At 42.8% G+C, this 12,011-nt stretch carries 10 protein-coding genes and 1 other RNA gene; 7 read left to right on the forward strand and 4 right to left on the reverse strand.

Features of this window, described 5'->3' with window-relative positions; all coding sequences use genetic code 11:
- The first annotated feature begins 52 nt into the window (after window positions 1-52).
- The 7 genes from GUA46_RS10755 (at window position 53) to GUA46_RS10785 (ending at window position 9,344) form a co-directional block, all read left to right on the forward strand.
- The gene (locus GUA46_RS10755; protein WP_176620488.1) at window positions 53-1,756 is read left to right on the forward strand and encodes an OstA-like protein; all 1,704 of its coding nucleotides are present in this window, start codon (window positions 53-55) and stop codon (window positions 1,754-1,756) included.
- Window positions 1,756-2,952, forward strand: coding sequence for an aspartate aminotransferase family protein (locus GUA46_RS10760; protein WP_176620489.1), 1,197 nt, complete (start codon window positions 1,756-1,758; stop codon window positions 2,950-2,952). Before GUA46_RS10755 ends, GUA46_RS10760 begins: the two co-directional genes overlap by 1 nt.
- A gap of 86 nt (window positions 2,953-3,038) precedes the next feature.
- Complete coding sequence (locus GUA46_RS10765) at window positions 3,039-4,439, forward strand: tetratricopeptide repeat protein (protein WP_176620490.1); 1,401 nt, start codon at window positions 3,039-3,041, stop codon at window positions 4,437-4,439.
- A 22-nt stretch (window positions 4,440-4,461) separates the two neighbouring features.
- Window positions 4,462-5,379 (forward strand): polyprenyl-phosphate transporter, encoded by a 918-nt coding sequence (locus tag GUA46_RS10770; protein ID WP_176620491.1) that lies wholly within the window; start codon window positions 4,462-4,464, stop codon window positions 5,377-5,379.
- 20 nt (window positions 5,380-5,399) lie between these two features.
- Window positions 5,400-6,437, forward strand: a complete 1,038-nt coding sequence (locus GUA46_RS10775) for a DUF368 domain-containing protein (RefSeq protein ID WP_176620492.1) — start codon at window positions 5,400-5,402, stop codon at window positions 6,435-6,437.
- The gene (locus GUA46_RS10780) at window positions 6,391-7,143 is read left to right on the forward strand and encodes a shikimate dehydrogenase family protein (protein ID WP_176620493.1); all 753 of its coding nucleotides are present in this window, start codon (window positions 6,391-6,393) and stop codon (window positions 7,141-7,143) included. Before GUA46_RS10775 ends, GUA46_RS10780 begins: the two co-directional genes overlap by 47 nt.
- A 143-nt stretch (window positions 7,144-7,286) precedes the next feature.
- On the forward strand, window positions 7,287-9,344 hold the full coding sequence (locus GUA46_RS10785) for a DUF349 domain-containing protein (protein WP_176620494.1): 2,058 nt from the start codon (window positions 7,287-7,289) through the stop codon (window positions 9,342-9,344).
- A 72-nt stretch (window positions 9,345-9,416) separates the two neighbouring features.
- Here GUA46_RS10785 and GUA46_RS10790 read toward each other — a convergent pair whose 3' ends face one another.
- From GUA46_RS10790 to GUA46_RS10805, 4 genes are all read right to left on the reverse strand, one after another.
- Window positions 9,417-9,842 (reverse strand): CBS domain-containing protein, encoded by a 426-nt coding sequence (locus GUA46_RS10790; RefSeq protein ID WP_176620746.1) that lies wholly within the window; start codon window positions 9,840-9,842, stop codon window positions 9,417-9,419.
- Window positions 9,843-9,917: 75 nt separating this feature from the next.
- Complete coding sequence (gene rny, locus GUA46_RS10795; RefSeq protein ID WP_176620495.1) at window positions 9,918-11,489, reverse strand: ribonuclease Y; 1,572 nt, start codon at window positions 11,487-11,489, stop codon at window positions 9,918-9,920.
- A gap of 53 nt (window positions 11,490-11,542) precedes the next feature.
- A non-coding RNA gene (ssrS, locus tag GUA46_RS10800) (6S RNA) lies at window positions 11,543-11,652 on the reverse strand.
- Between the two features lie 54 nt (window positions 11,653-11,706).
- Window positions 11,707-12,000, reverse strand: a complete 294-nt coding sequence (locus GUA46_RS10805; protein ID WP_108246612.1) for a cell division protein ZapA — start codon at window positions 11,998-12,000, stop codon at window positions 11,707-11,709.
- Window positions 12,001-12,011: the final 11 nt, after the last annotated feature.

Here is a 12,011-nt window from a genome sequence, read left to right on the forward strand (position 1 = left end):
CTAAACGATGCATGCCACTTCCGTTAAAAACCCTACTTTTGGGCAAAATTTTATGGACTTGAAAAGCATTTCATTTCTCATTCTATCACTTTTCGCTTTTAGCGTTTTTGCCCAGGACCAACAACCTCAGGGCGGTCGACAGATCAACATTGTATACGGGGCGAATTTCACCAAAGATGAGGCCCAATTCCCAGGTGCTTCCATTTTTAGCAAGGACGATGAGCGACAGGTACAGTTTGAACACCAAGGTGCAGACCTTTGGTGCGATATTGCTATTTTTTATGCAGAAGAGAACCGCTTAAAAGCCATTGGCAACATTCGCTTGCAACAAGGGGATTCCATTGAAATGAACAGTGCAAAACTGGATTGGGACGGCAATACCAGTTTGGCCAAGGCTTGGGAGAACGTAGACCTGACCAACGGGCAAATGCGATTGACCACCGATACCCTTTATTTTGACAGAGAGAAACAACTGGCCTATTACAATTCGGGCGGAAAGGTGGTGGACTCCGCTAATGTGCTTACCAGCAAAGTGGGTACTTACTTTATAACCCCGAAAAAATATCAATTCCAGCGTAACGTACATATCGACAACCCCGATTATATCATCGATTCGGAGCAGTTGGATTATTACACCACCTCAAAGAATGCCTATATGTACGGCCCTTCCACCATTACCGGAGAGGAATACAAAATTTATTGCGAGCGGGGTTTTTATGACACCACAATCGAACAAGGGTACGGCATTAAGAACACCCGTATCGATTACGACAATAAAATAATCGAGGGAGACAGCCTTTATTTCGACAAAGCTTCGGAATTTGCTTCGGCCACGAACAATATTCAGATTACCGATACCATCAACAATGGGGTTATTCGTGCTCACTACGCAGAGGTACACAAGGCCAAGGATTCCGTTTTTGCGACCAAAAGAGCAGTTTCCATCAGTCTGGTAGAGAAAGATTCCTTATACATGCATGGAGACACCTTAATGGTCACCGGTAAGGAAGAGGAGCGAGTTTTAAGGGCCTTCAGGAATGCCAAATTTTATAAAACAGATTTGAGCGGCAAGTGCGATTCCATCCATTTTGAGGAAAGAACAGGAATCACCCAACTGATCACCGACCCCATTTTATGGAACGTGGACAACCAGATTACCGGAGATAGTATCCATTTGATATCCGATATGGAAACCGACAAACTGGATTCCCTCAAAGTGATTGAGAATGCCTTTATCATCTCTTTGGATACGATAAGCGGTACGGGATACAATCAGGCCAAGGGGAAGAATCTCTTTGGTAAGTTCATTGAAAATGAATTGAAGCTCATTGATTTGGTCCAAAACACCGAGGTCATCTATTACGTATACAACGATGACCAAGAGCTGATCGGAATCGACAAGACCATTTGCAGCAAGATACGTTTGCTTATGGCAAACAACGATATTGAAGACATCACATTTTTTGTGAATCCGGATGGAGATATATTCCCTGAGACCGATTTGCCCGTGGAGAGTAGAAAACTAAAAGGATTTGTTTGGCGCGGCGATGAACGAATTAGGTCAAAAGAAGAAATATTTGATGAAGACGACAACAATATCGAACTGGCAAAAATTAGGGGCATAGACAATCCAATCGATATCGATGCGGAGGAAAACGAGCGACAAAACAACCAGAACGACCCCATCAACACACCTAACACCAAGGCGGTAAAACCCAAAAAGACCGCGGTTCATAAGAAAGCACAGACACCATAATGTCCAAAAAGGATTTTTTCACATACCAAGCCCAAACCTCCCTACATCCATTGGCCTTGGAGGTTTCTCATGCCAAGGGGAGCTACATCTATGATCAAGATGGCAATGCCCATTTGGATTTTGTGGCAGGTGTTTCGGCTTGCAGTTTGGGACACGGCCATCCCAAAGTAGTGGATGCCATCAAAACACAGGTGGACCAATACATGCACGTTATGGTCTATGGGGAGTATGTTCAAAGGCCTGCCGTGGAATTCTCCAAACTGTTGGCCTCCCGTCTTCCCGATAATTTGAATACCACGTATTTGGTCAATTCGGGTACGGAAGCTATGGAAGGAGCCATTAAATTGGCACGAAGGCATACGGGACGTTCACAGGTCATCGCCGCGAAAAATGCCTATCATGGCAACACCATGGGCAGCTTGAGCCTTATGGGGCTGGAAGAACGCAAAAGCGCCTTCCGTCCCTTGATTCCAGATGTCCGTTCCATTGAGTTCAATGCGGAAGAAGAAATCCAAGACATTACCGAAAAAACGGCCGCCGTGGTCTTGGAAACCATTCAGGGCGGCGCCGGTTTTATTTTACCGGAAAACGGTTATCTGGAAAAAGTGCGGAACCGCTGCTACGAAGTGGGCGCATTGTTAATTCTGGACGAAATACAGCCAGGCTTTGGACGTACGGGCAAATTGTTTGCTTTTGAACATTTTAACTGCCCGCCGGACATCTTGGTCATTGGAAAAGGCATGGCATCGGGCCTTCCTGTTGGAGCTTTTGTGGCATCACACGAGTTGATGGCCGATTTAAAAGAAAACCCGAAATTTGGGCACATCACGACTTTTGGTGGTAATCCCGTAATTGCAGCCGCAAGTTTGGCGACCCTAAAAGAAATCACCGAAACAGACCTGATCCCGCAAACCTTGGAAAAGGAAAAACTGTTCCGAAGACTATTGCAACATCCATTAATAAAAGAAATACGCGGTAAAGGTTTAATGCTCGCCCCGATTATGGAGCGCAAGGAAATAGCTGACTTTTTGGTCCTCGAGGCCGCAAAAAAAGGACTCATACTTTTCTGGCTGTTATTTGAGCCAAAAGCTGTGAGAATCTCCCCTCCCCTGACCATTTCCATGAAAGAAATTGAGGAAGGATGCGACCAAATCCTTGGGATTTTAAACAGCTATAAATCAGATACTGTTAACTAATTTGTTGATAACATACCCCTAAAATGGACTTTAAGAGTAGCTCAAAGGGTTAATTTTAAGTCCATAGTACAACCAAAAACGTTCCTATGGCGTTAGAATCTAACGAGTATCCTGACAAATCCATTAGCAAATTTGAGTCCATGCTCAAGACGGATGACGTCTATTTCTTTGATGCAGAGGACTTTGAGGAAATCATCCACCACTACTTGAACAACGGCAAAATCTCCTTGGGGAAAAAAGCCATCCAGATTGGTTTGGAACAACACCCAAATTCCATGGAGCTCAAGCTTTTACAAGTAGAGGTTTTGGCTTTCGAAGATAAATTTGAAGCAGCGGAAACACTTCTGGATGAAATTCAGAACATCAATGCCGCAAACGAGGAAGTATTTATTCAACGGGCCAACATCCGTTCCAAACAGGACAAGCACCAAGAAGCCGTAAACCTATTGTTGGAAGCTTTGGATATCACGGACCATTCCTTCGACATCCATTCCCTTTTAGGTATGGAATACCTGTTTATGGACAACTATGAGCAAGCCAAACTAAGCTTTATGCGCTGTGTTGAGATTGATGACGAAGATTATTCGTCCCTTTACAACGTGGTGTACTGTTTTGAGTTTTTGGAAGATTTTGATGGCAGCATATATTACCTGAACGATTATTTGGATAGAAACCCCTATTGCGAGGTCGCTTGGCACCAATTGGGCAAAATGTACCTTGCCAAAAAGCTTTATATCGAAGCCTTGACAGCTTTTGACTTTGCCGTGATTTCGGACGACTCCTTTATCGGCGCCTATTTTGAAAAAGGCAAGGTGTTGGAAAAGTTGGGAAGGTACAACGAGGCCATTGAAAATTATGAGTCCACCATATCCATCGAAGACCCAACATCTTACGCATTTCTGAGACTGGGCAAATGTCATGAAAAACTGGGAAACTTTGATCTGGCCAAATACTACTACTATCACACCGTTCATGAAGACCCTTTATTGGACAAAGGATGGTTGGCCATCACCGATTTCCATTTTGGACAAAAGAACTATGATAAAGCGCTGTACTACATCAACAAGGCCATAAATATCGATGGTGAAAACCCAAAGTATTGGAAAAAATCCGGTAAAATTTATGCAGCCCTCAAAAACTGGGACGAAGCTGATTTTGCCTATAAGCAAGCTGTGGATTTAGGTAACTACGAACTCTCCACATGGCAAAACTGGGCCGAGGCCCTCAATAAAATCGGGGATTACAATTCCGCTATCCAGGTGTTGATTCAGGGATTGGAGTTTTACCCCGATAACTGTGATCTAACCTATAAATTGGCGGGCATCCATTTAAAAAATGACGACTTGGCCGAATCAAAACAGATTTTATCCAAGGCCATGAAACTGGATATTGGTAAATTGCGACAGTTTGAAAAGGAATTCCCGGAATTCACTGAAGTCGATTGGGTGAAAGCGCTGGTTTCAAAAATTAGAAAAACAGCCAAGTAGCCAGTACATTTTATCCAAATTCATGCAAGCACGTCGTATACTGGACTACATTTTTATTACCCTTAAAGGAATGGCCATGGGCGCTGCCGATGTCGTTCCCGGAGTCTCAGGAGGAACCATCGCCTTCATTTCAGGAATTTATGAAGAGCTCATTACCTCTATCAATAATATTAACCTTTCCCTCATTCCTGTTTTAAGAAAAGAAGGAATAAAGGCTGTATGGAACAAGGTAAATGGCAACTTTTTAGTAGCCTTGTTCCTAGGGATTTTCATCAGCGTACTATCCTTGGCAAAGTTCCTGAGCTGGCTTTTGGAGAACGAACCCATTTTACTTTGGTCCTTTTTCTTTGGATTGGTAGTAGCATCCATATTTTTGGTCGGCAAGGAAATTACAAAGTGGACAGCAGGCTCCATAGTTGTTTTGATTTTGGGTGCCGCGCTCGCGTTTTTCATTACAGAGTTGCCAGCAAGCGACAATACCGACAACCTCCCCTATCTGTTCCTATCAGGCGCCTTGGCCATTTGTGCCATGATCCTTCCCGGTATTTCCGGAGCTTTTATCTTGGTACTGTTGGGGTCTTACAAAACCATTTTGGACGCTGTTCATGAACGCGACATCAAAATTATCTTGACCGTTGGTCTTGGAGCCATTTTTGGGCTGTTGAGCTTTGCCCGACTCCTTAAATGGATGTTCAACCACTATAAGAATATCACATTGGCATTGTTGACAGGCTTCATCCTAGGCTCCTTGAACAAAATATGGCCTTGGAAAAAGGTTATAGAGACCAAGACTTTTGGTGAAAAAATCATTGTCGTGGACGATATGAACGTACTCCCCGGCGCTTTTGAGGGAGACAGTAAATTAATGCTGGCCATTGTATTAGCCATCCTAGGTTTTTCACTTATTTTTATCCTGGAAAGATTAGCTTCCAAAAAATAAGGAAACCCTATTTTTGGCACATGCAGCAACCTAGAACATTTCTGGACAACTTCTTCTTGGTCATCAAAGGCCTCTGCATGGGAGCGGCCAACAAGGTCCCGGGTGTTTCGGGCGGTATTGTCGCCTTTGTTGCCGGTTTTTACGAGGAGTTCATCTATTCCCTTCAAAAACTGAACTCAAAGGCACTTAAGCTATTCTTCAATGGAAGGTTCAGGAGTTTTTTCCGGTATATCAATGCCAAATTTCTGGGATTATTGATATTTGGAATGCTGGTCAGCTACTTTAGTGTTTCCAGGATTTTGGATTATTTTCTACAGCACAACGAACTATTTGTATGGGCCACGTTTTTTGGAATGGTCATCGGGTCCATTTATCATATTGGAAAAGACTTTTCCCCATGGGACAAGCGTACCATACCCGCCGGTCTTATTGGGCTTATCATTGGTGTTTCCATCAGTTTTTTAAACCCTGCAAAAGAAAACGACAACCTATTCTTCATCTTTTTTTGTGGAATAATAAGCGTCTCCGGAATGACGCTTCCAGGACTTTCGGGTTCTTTCATTTTGATATTGATGGGTAATTACGTGCTGCTTTTGGTAGATTCCGTCAATGCCCTGTACGATACATTTTCCGAGATATTTTCAGGTGATTTCAGTTTTTGGAATAATGCGGAACGCATGCAGACCCTGAAAATTCTGGCAGTTTTCACCCTAGGCTCAATTACCGGATTGGTCACATTTTCACATTTATTGAGCTATCTACTAAAACATTACAAATCCACCACCACAGCTGTTTTACTAGGTTTCATTACCGGTTCCTTAGGTGTTTTATGGCCTTGGAAAAAGACCATTTTCAAATTGGACCTGGCCAACAATCCCATTTTGGACACCAATGGAAATAAAATAATCCTAAACTATACCAGATATTTCCCGGATATGGCAAAGGCCGAAACCTGGTGGGCCATACTTTTTATTTTACTGGGGATTTTGGTATTATTAATTTTGGACTGGTATGGCAACAACAGAAAAAAGAATGAACAGATACGGCCTTCTCGGTAAAAACATCTCCTACTCCTTTTCGCAAGGTTATTTTGCCCAAAAATTCAACGATTTGGGCTTGATGGACCACAGCTACGAAAACTTTGACCTTCAAAAAATTGAAGAGGTAATAGATGTGCTCAAACAAAAGGACATAAGAGGGCTGAACGTCACCATTCCCTACAAACAAGAGATCATTTCCTTTTTGGATGAGCTAGACCCGAAGGCAGAACAAATAGGGGCCGTAAACACCATTCAGTTTTCAAAGAAAGGTTTAATCGGTTTCAATACCGATGCATACGGTTTTCAAAAATCTTTGAAGCCCTACCTAAAACCGCATCACACCCAGGCGTTGATATTGGGAACGGGAGGCGCGTCCAAGGCGGTTCAATATGTGCTCAACGAACTTGGAATCAAAAGCACCTATGTTTCCCGCAGCAAAAAAGATGGGCAGTATACCTATGATGAACTTGACCAAGACATCATGGAAGAAAATACCTTGATCATCAATTGCACACCACTGGGAACTTTTCCAAATATTGAGGGTAAACCTGAAATCCCCTATAATCACATCGGAACGCAGCACTTATTGTACGATTTGATCTATAATCCTGAAAAAACCAGCTTTCTATCCATGGGGGAGTCCAAGGGAGCTTCTATTTGCAATGGGCTAAAAATGTTGGAAGGACAAGCTGAAAAGGCTTGGGAAATCTGGAACAACGTATAAAACCAGCTATTGATATAGCGATTCCAGCGACACCTACAACCATCATATTAAAGCAAAAGAAGAATCACTACTTTTGCTATTAGACAATTAAGTTGTTAAATTGGCTATAACTTTCATCAATCAAAGAGGTAAACACGCAACCAATGCAGGAAAACGATCGTAAACTTCAGCAAGCTGAAGGTGGCAAAGAAGAAATAACGGAGAACACAAAAACACATTTGGAAGAGACCGAACAGGCCGAAACAAAAGTGTCAAAGCAGACCGTGCCCGAAAATGAGGAGAAAAAACAACCTGAAAGGGAAACTTCTTCCGAAACCAACAACGAGGAGACGAGTGCCAAAAGCGATGATTCCAACGATCATTTGGATGAGATTGATGAGTCCAATGCCGAGGATGCAGAAGATACCGAAAACGAAAAAAGGCATACCATTCCCATGTTGGACTACCATTCCATGTCCATGGAAAATCTGGTTGGGGAATTGCAGCGATTGGTCAAAAACGAAAAGGTACAGGCAATCAACAAGCATGTGAGTGCCATTAAATATGAGTTCGACCAAAAGTTTCAAGATTTTCTAGATGAAAAAAAGGAGGAATTTGTATCCAAAGGCGGAAACGAAATTGATTTCCGTTACAACTCTGTAGCCAAAAGGCAATTCAACGAAGTATATTCCGATTTCCGGGAAAAACGGGACCAATATTACAAGCAACTTGATCAATCCCTAAAAAGTAATCTTCAAAACCGACTGGAAATCATTGAAGAGCTCAAAGGCCTTATTGATATTGAAGAAGACATCAATACAACCTATAACAACTTTAAAGATTTACAGCACCGGTGGAGAAATGCCGGTCCCATTCCACGCACCAATTACAATGATGTTTGGCGAACCTATCACCACCACATGGAAATCTTTTACGATTTCCTTCACTTGAACCGTGAGTTGCGTGATCTGGACTTTAAACATAATCTGGAAGAAAAACAAAAATTGGTGGAACGTGCGGAGGCGTTGGCCAATGAACCGGATTTGAACAAAGCGTTCCGCGAGCTCCAGACCCTTCACAAAATATGGAAAGAGGACATTGGTCCGGTTGCCAAGGAACATCGGGAAGAAATCTGGGAGAAGTTCAGCAACGCCACCAAGGCCATGCACCAACGTAGGCAGGAGCATTTCCACGAACTGGAAAAGGTCTACGAGAAGAATTACGAGAAAAAGCAGGAAATAATTGCCTCTATCTCCTCCATTTCCGACAATGTTGCGAACAACCACCGAGGTATCCAACAGCAGATAAAAGAAGTGGAAGCCCTAAGAGACTCATTTTTCAAGGCCGGAAAGGTGCCACAGAAGGTAAATGAAGAAACATGGGACCAGTTTAAGCAGAGTGTCCGCAAGTTCAATAGGACCAAAAATGCTTTTTACAAGAATCAAAAGAAGGAACAGCAGGAAAATTTAGAAAAGAAAAAAGAGCTTCTTGAACTGGCCATCTCCTTAAAAGATAGTGATGAGTGGGCAGAGGTTACGCCCCAAATGAAGCGGATACAAAGCGACTGGAAAAAGATAGGCCATGTTCCCCGAAAATACTCAGATAAAATCTGGAAAGAGTTCAAGGACGCCTGCAACCATTATTTTAACCGTTTGCACTCCGAAAAGAACGAGGCGAATCAGGAAGAGTTTGAAAACTTTAAGAAGAAGAGCGAGTGTCTTGACCGTTTGAAGGAATTCCAATTGAGTGGCGACAAGAAAAAGGATATTGAGGACATCAAGACATTTTTGTCTGAATGGAAGCAGTACGGCCGTATTCCGTACAATAAAAAGCATATCAATAGTAAGTTCAATAAAATTGTAGACGCCCTACTCAAGAAATTAGGAGTTGGCAAACAGCAATCCGAACTGCTTAAATATGGAAACAAGGTTCAGGAGTTGGCCAAAACAGAGGATAATTATGCTATTGGCAACGAACGTGTATTTGTTAAGCGTAAAATTGATGAAGTAAAATCGGAAATACGTCAATTGGAGAACAATCTGCAGTTCTTCTCGAACGATTCTGAAGACAATCCACTGGTAAAAGAAGTGGTGAACAATCTCAACAAACAAAAAGAAGCTCTCCAGACTTGGAAAGAAAAAATGAAAAACCTCAACATCCTGGAACACAAGCTCAATAAGGAATCCGAAGAAGAGGAAACCGACAGCAACGAAGAGGAATAGAACTCGGTAAATACCAAGATATCCAACGAAGGACCGCCAAATCAGCGGTCCTTTGTCATTTTTGATGATGTATTAGCCCTCAATATACTCCAATAGATAATTGATTAAATCTGTAGTGGTCACAATACCAACAAGTTTACCATTGTCCACAACCGGTAACGCATGAAACTCTTTTTTGGAAAGAAAGCGCGCCACATCAGGGATAGACGTTTCAGAGTTTACACTGACAACATCATTGACCATTACCTGCGGAATCGTAAACATGTTGTACACTATGGTATCCACATATTCTTCATGCTCGTCCACAGCGTCGGCAAAACTTATGCGAAGTAAGTCGGTGTAACTCAACATTCCTTTAATCACCTTGCCCTCAACAACAGGTATATGTCGAATATGGTGCTTTTTAAAAAGCTGCTCAGCGGTCACCAAATCGTCATTGGCGGTAAGTGTCACCAATTTTTTGGTCATTATTTTTGAAACAGGCACACTATTTTTCATCATTCAAGTATTTATCAATTCCTTGAATGAAGTTAGTCCTATCCCCCTTGGAAAAGTATGATAATTGTCAGGAGACTATTTTGCCACGTTCACTGATCTTGTTTCTCGGATCACGGTCACCTTCACTTGTCCAGGATAAGTCATGTCCGTTTGAATTTTCTGTGAAATCTCAAAAGACAGCTCGGCGGCTTTGTCATCGTTCACCTTTTCACTTTCAACGATAACTCGCAGCTCCCTACCGGCTTGTATCGCATAGGCTTTCTGCACTCCGTGGAAACCGAAGGCTATATCTTCCAAATCCTTTAAACGTTGGATGTAGGAGTCCAAAACTTGTCTTCTAGCCCCTGGACGTGCACCACTAATGGCATCGCACACCTGAACAATGGGAGATAATAGCGTTGTCATCTCTATTTCATCGTGGTGAGCCCCTATCGCATTACAGACTTCGTCCTTTTCACCGAACTTCTGGGCCCACTGCATACCCAAGATAGCGTGCGGTGTTTCCACCTCTACTTCGGCCATGGGGACCTTTCCGATATCATGCAACAATCCTGCTCTTTTGGCCAATTTTGGGTTTAGTCCCAGTTCTGCGGCCATAACCCCGCAAAGTTTGGCAACCTCGCGAGAGTGCTGTAACAGGTTTTGTCCGTAAGAGGAGCGATACTTCATTCTACCTACTGCTTTAATCAACTCGGGGTGCAATCCATGGATTCCCAAATCGATTACGGTGCGTTTTCCAATCTCTGCTATCTCTTCGTTGATTTGCTTTTCGGTTTTTTTCACCACTTCTTCAATACGTGCAGGGTGAATACGGCCATCGGTCACCAATCGGTGGAGGGACAGTCGCGCCACTTCTCTTCGTACAGAATCAAAACAAGATAGAATAATCGCTTCCGGCGTATCGTCTACTATAATTTCAACCCCTGTAGCAGCCTCAATGGCTCGTATGTTTCGACCTTCACGCCCAATGATCCGTCCTTTTACATCATCGGATTCCAAGTTGAATACGGAAACACAATTTTCCACCGCCTCTTCGGTACCTATACGCTGAATGGTATTGACCACAATTTTTCGCGCCTCCTGCTGTGCGGTAAGCTTTGCTTCTTCCAGAGTATTCTGCAAATAGGCCATGGCATCGCTCTTTGCGGTCTCTTTTAAAGATTCCAACAATTGTGCTTTGGCATCTTCCGCGGAAAGACCGGAGATTACCTCTAGTTGCTGTACTTGACTTTTATGGAGTTTTTCTACTTCGGATTGCTTCTTGTCCAGAATATCACTTTTATACTCGACCTCCTTTATCTTTTGTTGATATTGATCGTTGAGTTTTTTGTTCTTGGCCAATTCGCTGCTTACCTGTGATTCTTTATCCCTGGTTCGCTTTTCGGCCTCGGCTATTTTTTTATCCTTGTTGATAATAACTTTCTCATGCTCCGCCTTCAACTCCAAAAACTTTTCCTTGGCTTGGAAAATCTTATCCTTTTTAATGCTCTCTCCTTCTTTATTAGCCTCTTTCACAATGTAGGCAGCTTCCTTCTTTGCATTGGCAATGGTCTTGGATGCTTTGCCTTTCTCCATCATCTTGGCTATTGCGAACCCTATTGCCAAGCCCACTACAGCTGCGACAACAATTACTATGATATTATCCATGTTTGATTGTGTTTAGTTTAAAAAAAAAGCCCACATCGGAAGAAGTTTTGTACAAACTCCAAAATACAGGTTTAGGGCTACCAAGCTGATCAAGGATCCCTATACAAGTAGGGCCTGCTTTTACAGCCTAAACTCACCCTCTCTAATTATATTAGTGTTGAGTTTGTCAAAAATAAATTACCAATGTGGGCAGTAACAATATTTTATTTAAAAGAACTTATTCCCCCAATTTAGAATGTACCAGTTCGTCCAAGGCCCTGAGGCGCTGCATGGCCGCCTCGGCATTTTCTGAACGGTCTATTCCGCTTTGCTCAATTTTAGATGCAAATTGCAAGGCACACATGGCCAAAACATCCTGCTTGTCCCGAACGGCATAGTTTTGCTCAAACTTTTTTGCCAGATTTTCGATGTTCTTGGCCGCTTTGCGCAACCCTTCCTCTTGCTTGGGGTCAATTGTTAAAGGATACACCCTATCCGCAATGGAAAGTTTTATTTTGAGCTTCTCGTCCATAATCTCGGTAC

Origin of the sequence: Flagellimonas chongwuensis, from assembly GCF_013376415.1 — a bacterium.
Taxonomy (GTDB): domain Bacteria; phylum Bacteroidota; class Bacteroidia; order Flavobacteriales; family Flavobacteriaceae; genus Flagellimonas; species Flagellimonas chongwuensis.